This is a genomic window from Pseudomonas sp. B26(2017), from assembly GCF_002113045.1.
In the GTDB taxonomy this organism is placed as follows: Bacteria; Pseudomonadota; Gammaproteobacteria; order Pseudomonadales; family Pseudomonadaceae; genus Aquipseudomonas.
Genome location: NZ_NEJJ01000006.1, coordinates 141,474 through 161,416 on the forward strand (window position 1 = coordinate 141,474; position 19,943 = coordinate 161,416).

At 61.7% G+C, this 19,943-nt stretch carries 19 protein-coding genes; 11 read left to right on the forward strand and 8 right to left on the reverse strand.

Annotated elements, in window-relative coordinates:
- Window positions 1-5: 5 nt before the first annotated feature.
- From CAF79_RS10935 to CAF79_RS10955, 5 genes are all read right to left on the reverse strand, one after another.
- Window positions 6-1,226 (reverse strand): electron transfer flavoprotein subunit alpha/FixB family protein, encoded by a 1,221-nt coding sequence (locus CAF79_RS10935; RefSeq protein WP_085697777.1) that lies wholly within the window; start codon window positions 1,224-1,226, stop codon window positions 6-8.
- Window positions 1,226-3,175 (reverse strand): dimethylglycine demethylation protein DgcB, encoded by a 1,950-nt coding sequence (dgcB, locus tag CAF79_RS10940; protein WP_085697778.1) that lies wholly within the window; start codon window positions 3,173-3,175, stop codon window positions 1,226-1,228. Before dgcB ends, CAF79_RS10935 begins: the two co-directional genes overlap by 1 nt.
- Before the next feature lie 155 nt (window positions 3,176-3,330).
- Complete coding sequence (gene dgcA, locus CAF79_RS10945) at window positions 3,331-5,391, reverse strand: dimethylglycine demethylation protein DgcA (RefSeq protein WP_085688582.1); 2,061 nt, start codon at window positions 5,389-5,391, stop codon at window positions 3,331-3,333.
- Window positions 5,392-5,406: 15 nt separating this feature from the next.
- The gene (locus tag CAF79_RS10950; RefSeq protein WP_003228980.1) at window positions 5,407-5,937 is read right to left on the reverse strand and encodes a DUF5943 domain-containing protein; all 531 of its coding nucleotides are present in this window, start codon (window positions 5,935-5,937) and stop codon (window positions 5,407-5,409) included.
- Window positions 5,938-6,014: 77 nt separating this feature from the next.
- Window positions 6,015-6,992, reverse strand: coding sequence for a dipeptidase (locus CAF79_RS10955; protein ID WP_039768004.1), 978 nt, complete (start codon window positions 6,990-6,992; stop codon window positions 6,015-6,017).
- Window positions 6,993-7,226: 234 nt separating this feature from the next.
- Between CAF79_RS10955 and CAF79_RS10960 the strand changes: the two genes are divergently transcribed.
- The 4 genes from CAF79_RS10960 (at window position 7,227) to CAF79_RS10975 (ending at window position 8,851) form a co-directional block, all read left to right on the forward strand.
- The gene (locus tag CAF79_RS10960) at window positions 7,227-7,628 is read left to right on the forward strand and encodes a lysozyme inhibitor LprI family protein (RefSeq protein WP_085697909.1); all 402 of its coding nucleotides are present in this window, start codon (window positions 7,227-7,229) and stop codon (window positions 7,626-7,628) included.
- Between the two features lie 212 nt (window positions 7,629-7,840).
- A complete protein-coding gene (locus CAF79_RS10965) occupies window positions 7,841-8,095 on the forward strand; it encodes a type II toxin-antitoxin system RelE/ParE family toxin (protein WP_085697779.1) in 255 nt (84 codons plus the stop codon).
- Window positions 8,079-8,402 carry a helix-turn-helix domain-containing protein gene (locus CAF79_RS10970; protein ID WP_085697780.1) on the forward strand — a complete coding sequence of 108 codons (324 nt, stop codon included), beginning with the start codon at window positions 8,079-8,081 and terminating at the stop codon, window positions 8,400-8,402. Before CAF79_RS10965 ends, CAF79_RS10970 begins: the two co-directional genes overlap by 17 nt.
- Window positions 8,403-8,434: 32 nt before the next feature.
- Complete coding sequence (locus CAF79_RS10975) at window positions 8,435-8,851, forward strand: DUF3010 family protein (RefSeq protein WP_085697781.1); 417 nt, start codon at window positions 8,435-8,437, stop codon at window positions 8,849-8,851.
- Window positions 8,852-8,989: 138 nt separating this feature from the next.
- Here CAF79_RS10975 and CAF79_RS10980 read toward each other — a convergent pair whose 3' ends face one another.
- A complete protein-coding gene (locus tag CAF79_RS10980) occupies window positions 8,990-9,934 on the reverse strand; it encodes a GlxA family transcriptional regulator (protein ID WP_085688589.1) in 945 nt (314 codons plus the stop codon).
- A 192-nt stretch (window positions 9,935-10,126) separates the two neighbouring features.
- Between CAF79_RS10980 and choX the strand changes: the two genes are divergently transcribed.
- The 6 genes from choX to CAF79_RS11010 all read left to right on the forward strand — a co-directional run bounded on the left by choX (window position 10,127) and on the right by CAF79_RS11010 (window position 15,468).
- Window positions 10,127-11,071, forward strand: a complete 945-nt coding sequence (gene choX / locus CAF79_RS10985; RefSeq protein WP_085697782.1) for a choline ABC transporter substrate-binding protein — start codon at window positions 10,127-10,129, stop codon at window positions 11,069-11,071.
- 75 nt (window positions 11,072-11,146) lie between these two features.
- Complete coding sequence (locus CAF79_RS10990; RefSeq protein WP_085697783.1) at window positions 11,147-12,034, forward strand: 3-keto-5-aminohexanoate cleavage protein; 888 nt, start codon at window positions 11,147-11,149, stop codon at window positions 12,032-12,034.
- A 141-nt stretch (window positions 12,035-12,175) separates the two neighbouring features.
- Entirely contained in the window at window positions 12,176-13,141 is a 966-nt protein-coding gene (locus CAF79_RS10995; RefSeq protein ID WP_085697784.1) for an L-carnitine dehydrogenase, read from the forward strand.
- Window positions 13,142-13,269: 128 nt separating this feature from the next.
- The gene (locus CAF79_RS11000; protein ID WP_085697785.1) at window positions 13,270-13,746 is read left to right on the forward strand and encodes a thioesterase family protein; all 477 of its coding nucleotides are present in this window, start codon (window positions 13,270-13,272) and stop codon (window positions 13,744-13,746) included.
- Window positions 13,747-13,770: 24 nt separating this feature from the next.
- Window positions 13,771-14,934 carry a gamma-butyrobetaine dioxygenase gene (locus CAF79_RS11005; RefSeq protein WP_085697786.1) on the forward strand — a complete coding sequence of 388 codons (1,164 nt, stop codon included), beginning with the start codon at window positions 13,771-13,773 and terminating at the stop codon, window positions 14,932-14,934.
- Window positions 14,935-15,207: 273 nt separating this feature from the next.
- Window positions 15,208-15,468: a hypothetical protein gene (locus tag CAF79_RS11010; RefSeq protein ID WP_085688602.1), complete on the forward strand. Its 261-nt coding sequence runs from the start codon at window positions 15,208-15,210 to the stop codon at window positions 15,466-15,468.
- Window positions 15,469-15,583: 115 nt separating this feature from the next.
- Here CAF79_RS11010 and CAF79_RS11015 read toward each other — a convergent pair whose 3' ends face one another.
- Window positions 15,584-16,687, reverse strand: a complete 1,104-nt coding sequence (locus CAF79_RS11015) for a GlxA family transcriptional regulator (RefSeq protein ID WP_007959756.1) — start codon at window positions 16,685-16,687, stop codon at window positions 15,584-15,586.
- Between the two features lie 470 nt (window positions 16,688-17,157).
- On the reverse strand, window positions 17,158-18,534 hold the full coding sequence (locus CAF79_RS11020; RefSeq protein WP_085697787.1) for an L-serine ammonia-lyase: 1,377 nt from the start codon (window positions 18,532-18,534) through the stop codon (window positions 17,158-17,160).
- Window positions 18,535-18,970: 436 nt separating this feature from the next.
- Between CAF79_RS11020 and CAF79_RS11025 the strand changes: the two genes are divergently transcribed.
- A complete protein-coding gene (locus CAF79_RS11025) occupies window positions 18,971-19,921 on the forward strand; it encodes a choline ABC transporter substrate-binding protein (protein WP_085697788.1) in 951 nt (316 codons plus the stop codon).
- Window positions 19,922-19,943 lie beyond the last annotated feature (22 nt).

Consider the following 19,943-nt stretch of genomic DNA (forward strand, 5'->3'; position numbering starts at 1 on the left):
GTTCCTTAAGCCGCATCGCGCTTGGCTTCGTTGCGGTAAGCCTCTACCGCCGCGATCAAGGCCTGAAGAATTTCCGCGCTTTCGCCGATCACCGACAGGTCGGCACGCTTGATCATGTCGCAACCCGGATCGAGGTTGATCGCCACCACCTTGTCGCAGGCACCGATGCCTTGCAGGTGCTGGATCGCCCCGGAAATCCCCACGGCCACGTAAACCCGCGCGGTGACCCAGGTGCCGGACGCGCCGACCTGACGGTCGCGGGCCATGAAGCCATCGTCCACCGCCACCCGCGAAGCGCCTTCGGTGGCACCGAGGGCGGCAGCGGTCTTGTGGAAAAGCTCCCAGTCCTTGACCCCGTTGCCGCCGGAGAAGATGAACTCGGCTTCGGCCATTGGAATCGCTGCCGGGTCCACCGCCACCGCGCCCAGATCCTCGATCCGTGACAGGCTGCGCGCCACGGGTGTGGATAACTCCACCGGCAGCGCTTCGTGACGGGTTTCGCTGACCGGTTCGGCGCACTCGGCGGACGCCAGAATCAGCCGCGCGACCGGGCGGGCCAGATCCTGCAACCCGGCACCGGCGCGACCCATACACTCCTGATCCTTGACCTGCCACACCCGCGTGGCCGGGCGCTCGCCCAGCGCCGCCGCGAAACGCCGACCCAATTCGCCACCACCGCTGCGGCTGTCCGGCAGCAACCAGTGACGCGGGTTGAACTGGTTATCCACAGCCCGCAGACCCTGGATCCGTTGTTCCGGTGCATAACCGCTGAATTCTTCACCTTCCAGCACCAGCAAGCGGTCAACGCCTGCGGTGGCGAAAGCGTTTTCCTTGTGCTCGCCGAACACCACGGCCAGCACCGCACCATCGCTGCCGGCCAGTTGACGGGCCAGGCCGAGCAGATCGCGGTCGTGGCTGCTCAAACGGCCACCGACCATGTCCGGCACCACGCTGATATAGAACGCCGGAGCCGGCACCTGATGCAGCGGCAATTGCACTTCGACCGCTGCCGAGCGTTTGACCGCCCCGCCCTGCTGGGCGCCGCTGCGGTCGATGCGCTTGATGCCGTTCGGCCCGATGAAGCCGATGCCGTGCAGGTTCTTGCGGATGATCCCGTTCGGGCCCATCCAGCTGTGTTGCGCCGGTTGCATGGCCGCGTGCAGCGGGTGCAGGCGGTTGCGTGCGATCCACTCGGCGCGGGGGTCGCGGCGGATAATGTCGCTCATCAGTGGGCCTCCGCAGGTTCACGTTTGGCCGGGGTGGCAGGCTTGTTCGGCGCGGCGTCTTCGAGCAGCGCGTCGGCCACCAGTTCGGCGATGTCCTTGATCAGCGGACGCGGTTCGACCACGCCTTCGAGCATCGCCGTGCACTGTGGACAACCCACGGCCACCAGCTCGGCGCCGGTCTCGCGGATGTCTTCCATGCGCATGTCGGGGATCCGCTGCTTGCCCGGAATGTCGGTGATCGGCGCCCCGCCACCGCCGCCGCAGCAGCGCGAACGGAAGCCGGAACGTTGCATTTCCTTGATCTCGATGCCGAGGGCGCGCAGCACTTCGCGCGGCGCCTCGTACTCGCCGTTGTAACGGCCGAGGTAGCACGGGTCGTGATAGGTCACGCTGTTGCCTTTGTGCTGACCAAGGTTCAGCGCGCCGGCCTGGATGATTTCCGCCAGATAAGTGCTGTGATGCTGCACGAGATAATTGCCGTCGAACGCGCCGTACTCGTTTTTCAGCACATGGAAGCTGTGCGGATCGCAGGTGACGATGCGGTTGAAGCTGTATTTGGCCAGGGTCTGGATATTGCGTTTGGCGAGCAGCTGGAAGGTCGCTTCATCGCCAAGACGCCGGGCCACATCGCCGCTGTCGCGCTCTTCGAGCCCCAGCACCGCGAAGTCGACCTTGGCCGCTTTCAGCACTTTGACGAAGGCGCGCAGGGTGCGCTGGTTGCGCATGTCGAAGGCACCGTCGCCCACCCAGAACAGCACGTCGGTGGACTTCTTCTCGCTGAGCAGGTTGAGGTTCAGGTCCGCCGCCCAGTTCATCCGCCCGCCCGGGGCGAAACCGCCAGGGTTGTCGGTGGCAATCAGGTTTTCCAGAACCTCGGCACCCTTGTTCGGGGTCGCGCCTTTTTCCAGGGTCAGGTGACGGCGCATGTCGACGATGGCATCGACGTGCTCGATCATCATCGGGCATTCCTCGACGCAGGCGCGGCAGGTAGTGCACGACCACAGGGTTTCGGCATCGACCAGACCGTTGACGATCGGTTGATGCGGATTGCCGCTGTGTTCGCCCACCGGTTTGCCCGGATACGGGCTGCCGGCGAACTGGGCATCGGTGCCGCCGGCGAGGCCGACGACCATGTCCTGAATCAGTTTTTTCGGGTTCAGCGGCTGGCCGGCGGCGAATGCCGGGCACGCGGCTTCGCACTTGCCGCACTGCACGCAGGCGTCGAAACCGAGCAGTTGGTTCCAGGTGAAATCCTTGGGCTTTTCCACACCCAGCGGCGCGGTCGGATCATTCAGATCCAGCGGTTTCAAACCGGTGGAACGGCCGCCGCCGAAGCGTTCGGCGCGGCGGTGCCAGGCCAGGTGCAAGGCACCGGCGAAGGCGTGTTTCATCGGGCCGCCCCAGGTCATGCCGAAGAACAGTTCCGACACGCCCCATAGCACACCGACCCCGAGAATCGCCGCCAGCACCCAGCCACCGAAGTTCTCCGGCAGGATCCCGGCCACCGGCAAGGTCACCAGGAAGAACGAGGCCGAGAACGCCAGCAGGCTTTTCGGCAGGCGCATCCACGGGCCTTTCGACAGCCGCGACGGCGGGTTGAGCCGACGCCGATAGACGAAGATCGCGCCGACGAACATCACCGCCGTCATCAGCAGCAACGCGTAGCCAAGAATGCGGTTATGCAGGCCGAAACCGTGCACCAGAATCGCCAGCACGATCGACGCCACCGCACCGCCCGCCGTGGCGACGTGGGTGTTGGCGATGTACTTGTCCCGCGCCACCACGTGGTGCAGGTCGACCATGTAACGCTTGGGCATGGCGAACAGGCCGCCGATCAGATCGACCTTCGAGGCCCGGCCCCGGCGCCACATGGCCACCCGCCGCAACGCACCCAGCACCGCAAGGGCCAGGGCTGCGAACAACAGGATTGGAAGAAGGGTGTTCAACATGGTGAAGCTCCCACCAGTACAGCCTGGAGAAACACGTTCGGCGTGTTCCTGTGGGAGCGAGCTTGCTCGCGAAAGCGCCGGGTCAGTCGATGCAGCGGTGACTGACAGAATGCATTCGCGGGCAAGCCCGCTCCCACAGGGTCATGTGCAAGCTTTTAGAAATCCTTGCAGAGGCGCAGGGCGTCATAGATCGCAGCGTGGGTATTACGCTGCGCCACGCAGTCACCGATGCGGAACAGCAGGTAACCGTCGCCATTGCTGCTCAACGAAGGTTGCGGCTGGATCGCGAACAGCGCCTCGACATCGATCTGGCCCTTGTTGCGCGAGCCGTCCTTCAGCGCGTAGTAGATTTCTTCGTCCGGACGCACGCCGTTCTCGACGACCACCTGATCCACCACCCGCTCCTCTTTGGCGCCGGTGTATTCGTTCTCCAGCACCGCGACGAGTTTGTCGCCTTCGCGGTAGACCTTCTCCAGCATCATGTCGCCGGTCATGATCACTTCTTTCGGGTACATGCTGCGGTAGTAGGTCGGGAACGACGTACCGCCGATGGCCACGCCCGGCTTGATGTCGTCGGTGACAATCTCGACCTGGCTGCCCTTGTCGGCGAGGAAGTCGGCCACCGACATCCCGGTGAACTCGCAGATGGTGTCGTAGACCAGCACGTTCTTGCCCGGCGCAACCTTGCCGTCGAGCACGTCCCAGCTGCTGACCACCAGCCCTTCGGCAGCGCCCCAGTGTTCGTTCTGCTCCAGGTAAGGGTGACCGCCAACAGCCAGCACGACGATGTCCGGACGCAGGTCCATGATGGTGTCGGCATCGGCGGCAGTGCCCAGACGCAGGTCGACTTTCAGCCGCGCCAGCTCCAGCTGGAACCAGCGGGTGATGCCGGCGATCTGGTCACGCTGCGGCGCTTTCGAAGCCGTGGTGATCTGCCCGCCGATGAATTCCTTCTTCTCGAACAGGGTCACGTCGTGGCCACGTTCGGCCGCCACGCGGGCAGCTTCCATCCCCGCCGGGCCGGCACCGACGATCACCACCTTGCGTTTCGGCCCGGTGGATTTCTCGATGATGTGCGGCACGCCCATGTATTCACGGGAGGTCGCGGCGTTCTGGATGCACAGCACGTCCAGACCCTGGTACTGGCGGTCGATGCAGTAGTTGGCGCCGACGCACTGTTTGATCTGGTCGACCTGGCCCATCTTGATCTTGGCGATCAGGTGCGGGTCGGCGATGTGGGCGCGGGTCATGCCGACCATGTCGACGTAACCACCCTCCAGAATCCGCGTGGCCTGGTTCGGGTCCTTGATGTTCTGCGCGTGCAGCACCGGAACCTTGACCACTTCCTTGATCCCGGCCGCCAGGTGCAGGAACGGCTCCGGCGGATAACTCATGTTCGGGATCACGTTGGCCAGGGTGTTGTGGGTGTCGCAACCCGAGCCGACGACGCCGATGAAATCGAGCATGCCCGTATCGTCGTAATACTTGGCGATCTGCTTCATGTCTTCGTGGGACAGACCGTCCGGGTGGAACTCGTCGCCGCAGATGCGCATGCCGACGCAGAAATCGTCACCCACTTCGGCACGCACGGCCTTCAGGACTTCCAGACCGAACTTCATCCGGCCTTCAAAAGTGCCGCCCCATTCATCGGTCCGCTTGTTGACGCGCGGGCTCCAGAACTGGTCGATCATGTGCTGGTGCACGGCCGACAGTTCGACGCCGTCCAGGCCGCCGGCCTTGGCGCGACGCGCGGCTTGCGCGTAGTTGCCGATCACCCGCCAGATTTCTTCCGGCTCGATGGTCTTGCAGGTGGCGCGGTGCACCGGTTCGCGGATGCCCGACGGCGACATCAGGGTCGGCCAGTGAAAACCGTCCCAACGCGAGCGACGGCCCATGTGGGTAATCTGGATCATGATCTTGGCGCCATGCTTGTGCATGGCGTCGGCGAGATTCTGGAAGTGCGGGATGATCCGGTCGGTGGACAGGTTCACCGAACTCCACCATTGCTGCGGGCTGTCGATCGCCACCACGGACGAACCGCCACAGATCGCCAGGCCGATGCCGCCCTTGGCTTTCTCTTCGTAATACTTGACGTACCGTTCGGTGGTCATGCCGCCGTCGGTCGCGTAGACCTCGGCGTGCGCGGTGCTGAGCACGCGGTTGCGGATGGTCAGTTTGCCAATTTGAATTGGCTGAAACATTGCTTCGAAAGCCATGGCGGGTTCCTCGACTTACAACGGCTTGACGGTGAACAGGCCGTCGTCGTGGCCTTCTTCGGAGCCACCGTAGACCTGCTCGGCCACGGTGCGGATCTTGCTGCCGCGAGCGGCGAGGATCTGATCCATCGCTCCGGCAAACCAGCCGGTGAACATGTAGTCGACCTTGCGCCCGACCTTGCCGTAGACGTAGACGAACGCCGAGTGTTCGAGCTTGACGCTGGCGGTGCCTTTGTCGAGGTCGATGTCCTGGATCTTGAACAGGCCCCAGCCGCGCTGCGACAGGCGCTTCATGTAGTGCTCGAACACCGCGACGCCTTCCAGACCGTGGCACTCGGCTTCTTTTTCACACCAGTGCCAGGCGGATTTGTAGCCGGCCTTGTAGAGGATTTCGGCATAGGCCTCGGCGCCCAGCACTTCCTCGATGCCCATGTGGTTGTTGACGAAGAAATGCCGTGGCACGTACAGCATCGGCAGGGCGTCGGAGGTCCAGACACCGGTCTCGCTGTCGACTTCGATTGGCAATTGCGGGGCGATCTTGGCCATGGAAACTTAACTCCAGAAAAATTTTGGTGTTGCCCCCGGCGCGGACGGCCGGGGGAAAGTATTCGGGAAGCGGCGGCTTATTCGCCCCAGACGTCTTTCAGGACGTTCACCCAGTTTTCACCCATGATCTTGCGTACCACGCGCTCGGAGTGGCCGCGCTTGAGCAGGGTTTCGGTCAGGTTCGGGAACTCGCCGACGGTGCGGATGCCCAGCGGGTTGATGATCTTGCCGAAGTTGGTCAGACGGCGGGCGTAGCCCTTGTCGTGGGTCAGGTATTCGAAGAAGTCCTGACCGTGACCCTGGGTAAAGTCGGTGCCGATGCCGATGGCGTCTTCGCCGACCAGGTTCATGGTGTATTCGATGGCTTCGGCGTAGTCGTCGATGGTCGAATCGATGCCTTTGGCCAGGAACGGCGCGAACATGGTCACGCCGACGAAACCGCCGTGGTCAGCAATAAACTTAAGCTCTTCATCGGACTTGTTGCGCGGGTGCTCTTTCAGCCCCGACGGCAGGCAGTGGGAATAGCAAACCGGTTTTTTCGATTCGAGGATGACTTCCTCGGAGGTCTTGGAGCCGACGTGGGACAGGTCGCACATGACGCCGACACGGTTCATTTCGGCGACGATTTCGCGACCGAAGCCCGACAGGCCGCCGTCACGTTCGTAGCAACCGGTACCCACCAGGTTCTGGGTGTTGTAACACATCTGCACGATGCCGACGCCGAGCTGCTTGAACACCTCGACATAGCCAATCTGGTCTTCGAACGCGTGGGCGTTCTGGAAGCCGAACAGGATGCCGGTCTTGCCCTGCTCCTTGGCCTTGCGGATATCGGCGGTGGTGCGGACGGGGATCACCAGGTCGCTGTTTTCACGAATCAGTTTCTGGCTGGCGGCGATGTTGTTGACCGTGGCCTGAAAACCCTCCCACACCGACACGGTGCAGTTGGCCGCCGTCAGACCGCCCTTGCGCATGTCTTCGAACAGCTCGCGGTTCCATTTGGCAATGATCAGACCGTCGATAACGATGCTGTCGGCGTGTAATTCGGCTGGGCTCATCAGGCGTCCCCTTATTGGCGATTCATGCGCCGAATCGTCTGCCGGCGCTTTGGGGCCAGCATATGCCTCGGTGCGCGACCAGCCGGGTGCAAAAACGACAGGGGAATTGCCGAAAGCGTCAATCCGCGACAAAGGGTCGCCAACCGGTCCGACCGGCCACCTGTTCAAGCCCGCGAGCTTGAGCCAGAATCTGCCGCATCCCGGAAACACCACTGGATTAGAGCGGCGACATCAATGAAATCGATCTTCCTGGCCCTGGCCCTGATTGCGACCGGCGTACACGCCGCCGAAGAGTCCGACAACAACCCGTGCGATGCGGTGGAAAACGACGTTCAGACCCTGGAATGCTCGACCTACAGCCGCACCACCGCCGAAGACCTGCTCAAGGACAACTACGCCAGCCTGAACGAGCGTATGCAGGCCACCTACGGCAAGAACCCGGCGCAACTGGCCGACATCACCGCCAAACTCAAGGCCGCCCAGCAACAATGGCTGAAAACCCGCGACGCCGACTGCGCCGTCGAAGCCTTCCCGGCGACGGACGGCAGCAAGGCGTTCAAGATTGCGCAGAATGACTGCGTGGCGCGGATGAGTGACGAGCGGTCGGAGTTTTTGGAGTCGATTGGGCAGGAGTAATCGCTTATTCACCGGAGAAAGCTGGAAGTATTTTCAGCTTTCTGATGCAAAAGAATCTTTTCCCACAAAGCGTTCAGATCTGCCCCACAGATTCTGTCTGAAGCCTCTGTTCTCTGGGCTTTCCATGAAACATAGCGTCAAGTTTTGTTTATTGGCCACCTGAAAAATATAAGCAAAGATTCGCAAATCTTATAAAAGACTTATATTCTGCCATGAACAGCATCCACTGGAACCGAAAGGCCGTTAAGCAACTCCTGAAATTGCACTCCGCTCATCAGTGTCAGGTCAGAGATGCCATCACGGTGCTTGCTGACATGCCTGATGTGGGTAATGTGAAAGCACTGGTTGGTCATGACTACGCCTATCGGCTGCGCGTCGGTAATTACCGAGTCATGTTCGACTGGGATGGCGCGATCAAAGTGGTCAGTATTCAAGAGGTAAAAAAACGCGATGAACGCACTTACTGACATCCAAATCATCAATGATTCCGAGGGCAAACCCGCTTTCGTAGTCATTCCTTACGCGCAATATGTGGCGCAGAAAATGGAGCCTGACCTGATTCCCCATGAGGTGGTCAGTCGTATTGTCGACGGGGCAACTCCGATCAGGGCCTGGCGCGAACATCTCAACCTGACCCAGGAAGAAGTAGCTCGGCGCATGGGCATTTCACAGCCTGCCTTTGCCCAGCAGGAAACCGTTGCAAAGCCGCGCAAGGTCACTCGCGAAAAGATTGCAGCGGCGTTTGGTATCACCGCCAACCAGCTTGAGCTGTAAGCTGCACCTCTTCCGCCAATCAAGGGATTCACATGAACATCTGCGGTATCGAAATCAAAGGCAGTGAAGCGATCATCGCCGTGGCGTCCCTCGACGGTTCGGTGTTGAGCCATGTCGCTTTGAACACCAAGAAAATCGCGCTGGACGATGACGACGAGGCGGCCAACGTCAAACTGTTCGCAGCGCAGGTCGCATCGTTTGTGCGCGAGAACTCCATCGATCGCATCGCGATCAAGAAGCGCAGCAAAAAAGGCGAGTTTGCCGGTGGTCCGACCACGTTCAAGATCGAGGGTGTGTTTCAGTTGCTGGACGGTTGCGAAGTGATGTTGCTGTCGCCGCAGACGATCAATGCCCAGGCCAAGAAGCACCATTTCGAACTGCCGGGGACGCTGAACAAGTATCAGCATGAGGCTTACAAAACCGCCTGCGCGGCGCTATTGAAGAAGTAGGAATTTATCCAGCCAACACAAACCACTGTGGGAGCGAGCTTGCTCGCGAAGAGGGAGTATCAGTCGACATATTTGTTGTATGACCCGCCGCATTCGCGAGCAAGCTCGCTCCCACAGGTTCTTTTTCTGGCCTCAAAATCAAGCCTGAGCGGTACGCCGATCCTCTCTCGGACACCGGGCAAACTTCGCCCGGTAGCTGCGGGTGAAGTACGACGGGGATTCGAACCCGCAGGCGATGCTGACTTCCAGCACGCTCATGTCGGTCTGGCGCAACAGCTGCCGGGCCTTTTCCAGCCGCAAGCGCAGATAGAAATTGCTCGGTGTGTCGTTCAGGTGCAGGCGGAACAACCGCTCCAGTTGCCGCCGCGTCACCTTGATCGATTCCGCCAGTTCGAGGGTGGTCAGCGGCGGTTCGCTGTGCTGCTCCATCTCGCCGATCACATGCACCAGCTTCTTGTTGCTGATGCCATAGCGCGTGGCGACTTCCATGCGCTGGTGGTCCTTGCGCGGACGAATCCTTCCCAATACAAACTGCTCGCTGACCTGGATCGCCAGTTGAGGGCCGTGGGCCTGGGCGATCAGGTCGAGCATCAGGTCGATGGACGCGGTGCCGCCGGCAGACGTGATGCGCCGACGGTCGATCTCGAACAGCTCCTGGGTGACGCTGAGCTGTGGATAAGATTCCTTGAAGGCGTCGATGGCTTCCCAGTGCAGGGTCAGGCGATGGCCATCGAGCAGGCCGGCTTCGGCGAGGACGAAGCTGCCGGTGTCGATCGCGCCGAGGGTTACGCCTTCGTTGTCCAGCCGTCGCAGCCAGTGTTCCAGCGCCGGAGTGGCAAATTTCAACGGCTCGAACCCGGCGACCACCAGCAGCGTCGCCCCTTTCTTCAGGGGCTCCAGCGCCGCATCGGCGTTGACCGACATCCCGTTGCTCGCCAGCACCGCTCCGCCATCGGCGCTCAAGACGTGCCAGCGGTACAGCTCACCGCGAAAGCGGTTGGCCACCCGCAGCGGTTCGATCGCAGAGATGAAACCGATGGCCGAAAAACCCGGCATCAACAAAAAGTAGAAATCCTGGGACATGGTGCGCACTCGGTCAGCGGGTAGCGTGCAACGTTGATACGCCAGTTGTCGGCGGCATTCAAGAGCACAGGTCGCTACAGTGCAAGAGCCAGTCGCCGCAGTGCGTTTTCACAGGGGCATTGCTGCGTAACTTGGCATCACCGGCGCGACAGACGCCGGGACCCACAATAACGACCTGCCGAGGAACCCGACATGAAACGACTGATCAGCAGCTGTGTTCTCGCACTCAGCGGTACCGCGTTATTAAGCGCCAGTGTCATGGCGGCCGATTCCGCATCGTGTCAGAACGTGCGCATGGGCGTGGTGAACTGGACCGACGTGATCGCCACCAGCGCCATGGCTCAGGTGCTGCTCGACGGACTCGGCTACAGCACCAAACAGACCAGCGCCTCTCAGCAAATCGTTTTCGCCGGCATCCGCGACCAGCGTCTGGATCTGTTCCTCGGCTACTGGAACCCGCTGATGACCCAGACCATCACCCCGTTCGTCGACGCCAACCAGGTCAAGGTGCTTGAAGCACCGAGCCTCAAGGACGCCCGCGCCACCCTTGCCGTGCCGACTTATCTGGCGGACAAGGGCCTGAAAACCTTCGCCGACATCGCCAGGTTTGAAAAGGAACTGGGCGGCAAGATCTATGGCATCGAGCCAGGCTCGGGCGCCAACACCCAGATCAAGGCGATGATTGCGAAGAACCAGTTCGGCCTCGGCAAGTTCCAGCTCGTGGAATCCAGCGAGGCCGGCATGCTCGCCGCCGTCGATCGCGCGGTGCGCCGCAAGGAGGCCGTGGTGTTCTTCGGCTGGGCGCCGCACCCGATGAACGTCAACGTGCAGATGACTTATCTGACCGGCAGCGAAGACGCCCTCGGCCCGAACGAAGGCATGGCCACCGTGTGGACCGTCACCGCGCCGAAATACGCCGAACAATGCCCGAACGTCAGTCGCCTGCTGAGCAACCTGACGTTCACCGCCGAAGACGAGAGCCGGATGATGCAGCCGCTGCTCGATCACAAGGACGCTTTCGAATCGGCCAGGCAATGGCTCAAGGATCACCCGCAGGACAAACAGCGCTGGCTCGAAGGCGTCACCACGTTCGATGGCAAACCGGCGGCTGAAAACCTCCAGCTCACCAGCAAATAAACCACAACGAAAGAACCACTTCGCAGCCCGCCACGGGCTGCGAACAGACCCATCACGCCTGAAGGAAAACGCACCATGAACCACGACGTCATCATCACCTGCGCACTCACCGGTGCTGGCGACACGACCGCCAAAAGCCCTCACGTGCCGGTCACTCCAAAGCAAATCGCCGCCGCCGCAGTAGAAGCGGCCAAGGCCGGCGCCACCGTCGTGCACTGCCACGTCCGCGACCCGCAGACCGGCAAGTTCAGCCGTGACGTGGCGCTGTACCGCGAAGTCATGGAGCGCATCCGCGAAGCCGACGTCGACATCATCGTCAACCTCACCGCCGGCATGGGCGGCGACCTGGAAATCGGCCCGGGCGAGCGTCCGATGGAGTTCGGTCCGAACACCGATCTGGTCGGCCCGCTGACCCGCTTGGCCCACGTCGAAGAACTGCTGCCGGAAATCTGCACCCTGGATTGCGGCACCCTGAACTTTGGCGACGGCGACACCATTTACGTCTCCACCCCGGCCCAACTGCGCGCCGGTGCCAAACGCATCACCGAGCTGGGCGTGAAGGCCGAGCTTGAGATTTTCGACACCGGTCACCTGTGGTTCGCCAAACAGATGATCAAGGAAGGCCTGCTCGACAACCCGTTGTTCCAGCTGTGCCTGGGCATCCCGTGGGGCGCGCCGGCCGACACCACCACCATGAAAGCCATGGTCGACAACCTGCCCGCCGACGCTGTGTGGGCCGGGTTCGGCATCGGTCGGATGCAGATGCCGATGGCCGCGCAAGCGGTGCTGCTCGGCGGCAACGTGCGGGTCGGTCTGGAAGACAACCTGTGGCTGGACAAGGGCGTGCTGGCGACCAACGGCCAACTGGTCGAACGCGCCACCGAGATCCTCAGCCGTCTCGGCGCCCGTGTGCTGACCCCGGCAGAAGGTCGCAAGAAAATGGGCCTGACCCAGCGCGGCTGACGGCCACACATCAAACCCTGTGGGAGCGAGCCTGCTCGCGAAGAGGCCGGTACATCCGAAGCATCTTCATCAGCAGTGCCGCCGCATTCGGGAGCAAGCTCGCTCCCACAGGGAATCACCGAATTTTCCTAGGAAATCACCATGAGCTTTATCACCGAAATCAAAACCTTCGCAGCACTGGGCAGCGGCGTCATCGGCAGCGGCTGGGTCGCCCGCGCCCTCGCCCACGGCCTCGACGTGGTGGCCTGGGACCCGGCGCCGGGTGCCGAAGCGGCGCTGCGCAAACGCGTAGCCAACGCCTGGGGCGCGCTGGAGAAAAACGGCTTGGCGCCGGGCGCTTCGCAGGATCGCCTGCGCTTTGTGGCGACCATCGAAGAGTGCGTGCGCGATGCGGACTTCATCCAGGAAAGCGCCCCGGAACGCCTCGAACTGAAACTGGATTTGCACAGCAAAATCAGTGCGGCGGCCAAGCCGAACGCTCTGATCGGTTCCAGCACTTCGGGCCTGTTGCCGAGCGAGTTCTACGAGAGCTCGACCCACCCGGAACGCTGCGTGGTCGGTCACCCGTTCAACCCGGTTTACCTGCTGCCACTGGTGGAAGTGGTCGGCGGCAAGAACACTGCGCCGCAAGCCGTTCAAGCGGCGATGAAAGTCTACGAATCCCTCGGCATGCGCCCATTGCATGTGCGCAAGGAAGTGCCGGGCTTCATCGCCGACCGTCTGCTCGAAGCGCTGTGGCGCGAAGCACTGCATCTGGTCAACGACGGTGTGGCGACCACCGGTGAAATCGACGACGCGATCCGCTTTGGCGCCGGTCTGCGCTGGTCGTTCATGGGCACGTTCCTGACTTACACCCTGGCCGGTGGCGATGCCGGCATGCGCCATTTCATGTCGCAGTTCGGCCCGGCGTTGCAGCTGCCGTGGACGTACCTGCCGGCACCGGAATTGACCGACAAGTTGATCGACGATGTGGTGGATGGCACCAGCGATCAGCTGGGCCGGCACAGTATTTCGGCGCTGGAGCGCTATCGTGATGATTGCTTGCTGGCGGTGCTTGAGGCGGTGAAGACCACCAAAGAAAAGCACGGGATGAGTTTCAGCGAGTAATCCTTGCGCCAGCAATTCTGGCCTCTTCGCGAGCAAGCTCGCTCCCACAGGGGACTGCATTCAACTGTGGGAGCGAGCTTGCTCGCGAAGACGGCAACCCAGACAACATCAATGTCGGAACAGATACCATGCCCACCCTCACCACCTACCAAACCAGAATCATCCCCGACTGGGTCGACTACAACGGCCACCTGCGCGACGCCTTCTACCTGCTGATCTTCAGCTACGCCACCGACGCCCTGATGGATCGCCTCGGCATGGACAGCAACAACCGTGAGGCCAGCGGTCATTCGCTGTTCACCCTCGAACTGCACCTCAACTACCTGCACGAAGTGAAGCTCGACGCCGAAGTCGAAGTGCGCACGCAGATCATCGGCCACGACCAGAAACGCCTGCACCTCTATCACAGCCTGCATCTGGCCGGCGGTGACCAAGAACTGGCCGGCAACGAACAGATGCTGCTGCACGTCGACCTCGCCGGCCCGCGTTCCGCACCGTTTACCCCGGACACCCTGGGCCGTCTGCAAGCCATCGTCGCCGAGCAGGCCGACCTGCCCGCCCCTGCTTACATCGGCCGGGTCATCGCCCTGCCCCCAGCCCGGTAAATCCATCCATCGCAAGGAGCCGCCATGCAAACCGCCGTCGCAGTTGCCGATTTCCGTACTTATCCGTTGATCAGCGCGCTGAACGGCGTGCAGACCCTGGCGGATCGCGTCCTGATTGAATGGGCCGACGGGCGTGTCAGCCCGTTCCACCACGTGTGGCTGCGGGACAACTGTCCGTGTCCGCACTGCGTCTACAGCGTCACCCGCGAGCAGGTGTTCGAGATTGTCGACGCAGCGCCGGATCTGTCGCCCTCCGCTGCGCATATCGACACCGATGGCTGCCTGCGCATCGACTGGCAGGACGGCCACCTCAGCCGCTTCGATGCGGGTTGGCTGCGGGCCCACGCCTACGACGACGAATCCCGCTCCGAACGCCTCGCCGCCAAGCCGAAACCCTTCCTGTGGCGCAGCGATTTGCAGCTGCCGGTGTTCGACTATTCAGCCCTGATGCACGACAACGCCGCACTGCTGCAATGGTTGCTGGCGGTACGCGACATCGGTCTGACCCAGGTGCGCGGCGTACCCACCGAGCCCGGTTCGCTGAAGCTGATCGCCCAGCGCATTTCATTCATCCGCGAGAGCAACTTCGGCGTGCTGTTCAACGTTCAATCCAAGGCCGATGCCGACAGCAATGCCTACACCGCTTTCAACCTGCCATTGCACACGGATCTGCCGACTCGCGAGCTGCAACCGGGGCTGCAATTTCTGCATTGTCTGGTGAACGATGCCGAGGGTGGCGAGAGTATTTTTGTCGACGGTTTTGCGATTGCCGAAGCGCTGCGTCAGGAAGATCCCACGTCGTTTCAGGCGCTGTGCGAAATCCCGGTAGAGTTTCGCAACAAGGACCGCCACAGTGATTATCGCTGCCTCGCCCCGATCATCGCTCTGGATGCCTTGGGCCGGGTCGCAGAAATCCGCATGGCCAACTTTCTGCGCGGCGCGTTCGACACGTCCGTGGAACAGATGCCGCTGCTGTATCGCGCTTACCGACGCTTCATCGCCATGACCCGCGAGCCGCGCTTCCGGGTGATGCAGCGACTCAACCCGGGCGAGCTGTGGTGCTTCGACAACCGCCGCACCTTGCATGCACGCAATGCCTTCGACCCGTCCACCGGGGCCCGGCATTTTCAGGGCTGCTATATCGACCGGGACGAATTGCTGTCGCGGATTCTGGTGTTGCAGCGCTAGCCCGCGTCAGCCTTATTCGCAGGCAAAAAAAGCCCCGATACAAGCCGTGACAGGATCGGGGCGAGGGTACTGTTGAGGAGCTGCCATACCGAGGGTGACCAAACCTTCGTGAAGCGAGCTGAGGCCAGTGTGCCCACTCCCCTGGCCGGCAAGTTAGCCGAAAACGACCTGTTCATAGCCGTCGCGGCCACTGCGACAAATCGCCCTTGCCGTGCCTGGGCATGCCTACCAGAATCGAGCCACGACCTCCGTTGCCAAAGAAGGATTCGCGTCATGATGTATGCCGATTTGATCGATCAGGAAGACCTGTTGGGCCAGCTCAAGTCGTTGGGATTCGAAGTACCGTCGGGCTCCACTGCCCAGCAGGCCTGTGAATGCGCGGTGCGGGGGCTGGACGATGTGCGGGCCAACACGCTGCGCACCATGGTCAAGCAGATGTACACCAGCAGCGCGAGCATTCAGCCGATCGTGCGCGAAGCCATCGACAAGCAGTTGCTGCCGGCACTGGCGCAGTACCAGCAAACCCGCGCCTGACAACCCCTCATCGCTGGCAAGCCAGCTCCCACAGGATTTGTGCCGGACACAGTTAAAGTGTTCAGCACAAATCAGTGTGGGAGCTGGCTTGCCAGCGATTGAACGATGACTCGATTCAGAGCCTTACGCTGGCAAAAGTGGACTCGTTGCGTGCCTGACTGAGCGCCGACATAGGCCCGGACAGCGGCGACATCACGATGGCCTGCGGCAGCGGCATCATCGCCACCTGCTGGGTGGTGTTGGAGCCGACGCGCTCGTCGCGCGGCGGAATGCCGAAGTACTCGCGGTAGCACTTGGAGAAGTGCGGCGTCGACACAAAGCCGCAGACCGACGCCACTTCGATGATCGACATCGGCGTCTGCTTGAGCAGTTGCCGCGCGCGGATCAGCCGCAGCTTGAGGTAGTAGCGCGACGGCGAGCAGTGCAGGTATTTCTGGAACAGGCGCTCAAGCTGACGACGGGACACGGCGACGTACACCGCCAGTTCGTCGAGGTCGATCGGCTCTTCCAGGTTGGCTTCCATCAGCGCAACGATTTCCTGCAGTTTCGGCTGGTTGGTGCCGAGCATGTGCTTGAGCGGCACGCGCTGGTGATCCTGCTCGTTGCGGATGCGTTCGTAGACGAACATCTCGGAGATCGCGGCTGACAGCTCACGACCGTGATCGCGGCTGATCAGGTGCAGCATCATGTCCAGCGGCGCGGTGCCGCCGGAGCTGGTGAAACGGTTGCGGTCGAGGGTGAACAGGCGGGTGCTCATCGCAACGCGCGGGAAAGCTTCCTGCATCGCCGCCAGACATTCCCAGTGCACGCTGCAATCGAAACCGTCGAGCAGACCGGCGCAGGCCAGGGCCCAGCTGCCGGTGCACACGGCGCCGAGACGGCGCGACTGACGCGCCTGGCTTTGCAGCCACGACACGTGTTCACGGGTAACGGTGCGCTGAATGCCGATCCCGCCGCACACGATGATGGTGTCGAGGGCCGGAGCTTTGTGCATGGAGGCGTCGGGGGTGATCTGCAGACCGTCACTGGCCCAGACCTGGCCACCGTCGACGGTGAGGGTGGTCCAGCGATACAGCTCGCGACCGGACAACTGGTTGGCCATGCGCAGCGGTTCGACTGCGGAAGCCAGGGAAATCAGCGTGAAATTGTCCAGCAGCAGAAAGCCGATGGATTGAGGCGCACGGTTCTGGGGTTGAGCCCCGGAGTTGAACGACGTCATCGCGGTATCTCCTCACACAAAGCGGGTGATGGCCTCAGGCGGAGGCTCTTGTTATTGCCATCGTTCTCTTGCGTGAGACGGGCTTTGTTATGACAGAGCAATTGCCATGCCTAAATTTGAATGGCTGTTCAATAACTCCTGAAAACGACGTCGCGACGCGTCTATACAAGCGCTCCAACGAAGGGTAATTCGAAGTGCCATCAGCGGCCGCGAATGCCCTGCTCCGAAGCGTGTGAGCAAATCGGTAGCACTTGTGGGAACTGGCCTGCGCACGATTGTCCTACAGTGTCACCGCTGGCACAGGTGACGGACGGTAGCGCCTTCGAATCAGGCGCTGGAGGTGGGAAAGACGCTTATCTGATAACGACGCGCCAAAAGGTGGCGCGTTTTGATTCCGGTGTGCACTTAACGCGCAGTTTTGACTGGTCCGGCCTCATCGCTGGCAAGCCAGCGATTGGGGCGACCAGGTATCAGCATTCCACCGCGCTGACCGCCAACCCGCCCCGCGAAGTCTCTTTATATTTGTCATGCATGTCGGCGCCGGTATCGCGCATGGTGCGGATCACCCGGTCCAGAGAAATGAAGTGCTGACCATCGCCACGCAAAGCCATCTGCGCCGCATTAATCGCCTTCACCGCCGCAATCGCATTGCGCTCGATGCACGGCACTTGCACCAGACCACCCACCGGATCGCAGGTCAGACCGAGGTTATGTTCGAGGCCGATTTCCGCCGCGTTGCACAACTGCTCCGGCGAAGCGCCGAGGACTTCGGCCAGGCCGGCCGCCGCCATCGCACAGGCCGAACCGACCTCCCCCTGACAGCCGACTTCAGCGCCGGAGATCGAAGCATTCTTCTTGCACAGAATCCCCACCGCCGCCGCCCCGAGGAAGTAATCGACCACGTTGGCGTCGGTCACTGCCTCGCTGAATTTCATGAAGTAGTGCAACACCGCCGGAATGATCCCCGCCGCGCCGTTGGTGGGCGCCGTGACCATGCGGCCGCCGGCGGCGTTTTCCTCGTTCACCGCCAGGGCGAACAGGTTGACCCACTCCATCGCGCTGAGGGTCGAGCCGATCACGTTGGGCTTGTTCAATTCCTGAAGACTGCGGTGCAACTTCGCCGCACGGCGGCGCACGTTGAGGCCGCCGGGCAGGATGCCTTCGTGCTTGAGGCCCTGCTCGACGCAATCCTGCATCGCCCGCCAGAGTTTCATCAGGCCGGCGCGGATTTCCTCTTCGCTGCGCCAGACCTTCTCGTTGGCCATCATCAATTCGGCCACGCGCAGGTTGTGGGTCTTGCACAGTTCCAGCAGCTCCACCGCGCTGGAGAAGTCGTAGGGCAATTCAGTGCGATCCAGATCCACCACGCCGCTGGAGGCCTGCGCCTCATCCACCACAAAACCGCCGCCGACCGAATAGTAGGTGTCGCGATGCAGCTCGCCGTGATCGCCTTCGGCAACCAGGGTCATGGCGTTGGGGTGGAACGGCAGGTTCTCGTCGATCAGGCGCATGTCGCGGCCCCATATAAAGGGCACCGACAAACGACCGTCGAGCAACAGCGTGTGGGTTTCGCGCAGGGCCTGGATGCGCGGGCCGATCTGCGACGGGTCGATCGCGTCCGGCCACTCGCCCATCAGGCCCATGATCACCGCGTTGTCGCTGCCATGACCGACACCGGTGGCCGACAACGAACCGAACAGCTGCACCTCGATGCGGCGCACCTGCTCCAGCAGGTGTTTGTCGCGCAATGACTCGACAAACAGGGCGGCGGCGCGCATGGGCCCGACGGTGTGGGAACTGGAAGGGCCGATGCCGATTTTGAACAGGTCGAAAACGCTGATAGCCATTGCTGCAGAGCTCCTGAGAGTGCCGGTCCGGGGCATGAAACGCCCGCTGGCGGAGCTGCTACGCTCAAGCTGCGATCCGCCGGAATGCCCGCATCATCGGGCTTTTCCCGGGTCGCTCGGCGTCTGACACCGACGTACTCATGCCCACTAACGCCGTGCCGGTTTCAGCCCGTGTTTTCGCCGTTTTTATGCGGTTCAGATGGCCAGACAGGGCAGAAAAAAGCTGTAAACGACGTCACTGACACTGGATGCGACCATCCCTGTACTGGATACGACGCACCCTGTAGGCGTCAGATTTTCACTGGTACATGATCGTATCGACTCGATTGCAAGGCGCTGCGGTAGAGCTGTCTCCAGAACGCCATCCAACCGCAACCCATAAGTGCGGTGGTCCAATCGGAACACTGCCAAAAAAAACACCAAGGAGTCCCCATTCATGAAAGGTTCCCCGTCGTTGTTGTTGGCCGCCATGCTGAGTCTGCCATTGCTGGCTCAAGCCGCAGAACCGGCGCAGTGCAGTACCGTGAACTTCTCCGATGTCGGCTGGACCGACATCACCGCAACCACCGCCACCACCTCCGTCGTGCTCAACGCGCTCGGCTACAAGACCAAGACCACCATGATTTCCGTACCCGTGACCTACAAGTCGCTGGCCGACGGCAAGAACATGGACGTGTTCCTCGGCAACTGGATGCCGACCATGGAAAACGACATCAAGGCCTACCGCGACGCCGGCACCGTGGAAACCGTGCGCACCAACCTCAAGGGCGCCAAATACACCCTCGCCGTTCCGCAAGCCTTGTATGACAAGGGTCTGCACGACTTCGCCGACATCGCCAAATTCAAGAAAGAACTCGACGGCAAGATCTACGGGATCGAGCCGGGCAACGACGGCAACCGCCTGATCCAGAGCATGATCGACAAGGACGCCTTCGGCCTGAAGACCGCCGGTTTCAAGGTCGTCGAATCCAGCGAAGCGGGCATGCTGTCGCAGGTCGACCGTGCGCAGAAACGCGACACTGCCGTGGTGTTCCTCGGCTGGGCACCGCACCCGATGAACAAGCGCTTCAAGATTCAATACCTGACTGGCGGCGATGATTTCTTCGGCCCGGACTTCGGCGCGGCGACCGTCGCGACCAACACCCGCAAGGGCTACGTCGAGGAATGCAGCAACGTTGGCCAACTGCTGAAAAACCTGGAGTTCACCGTCGACATGGAAAGCGAACTGATGGGCAACATCCTGGACGACAAGATGAAGCCTGACGCGGCCGCCAAGGCCTGGCTGAAAAAGAATCCACAGGTGCTCGATACCTGGCTCGCTGGCGTGACCACCATTGACGGCAAACCAGGCCTGGAGGCCGTGAAAGCCAAGATTGCCCAGCCTTGAATTAAGGAGCATCGCTTATGCC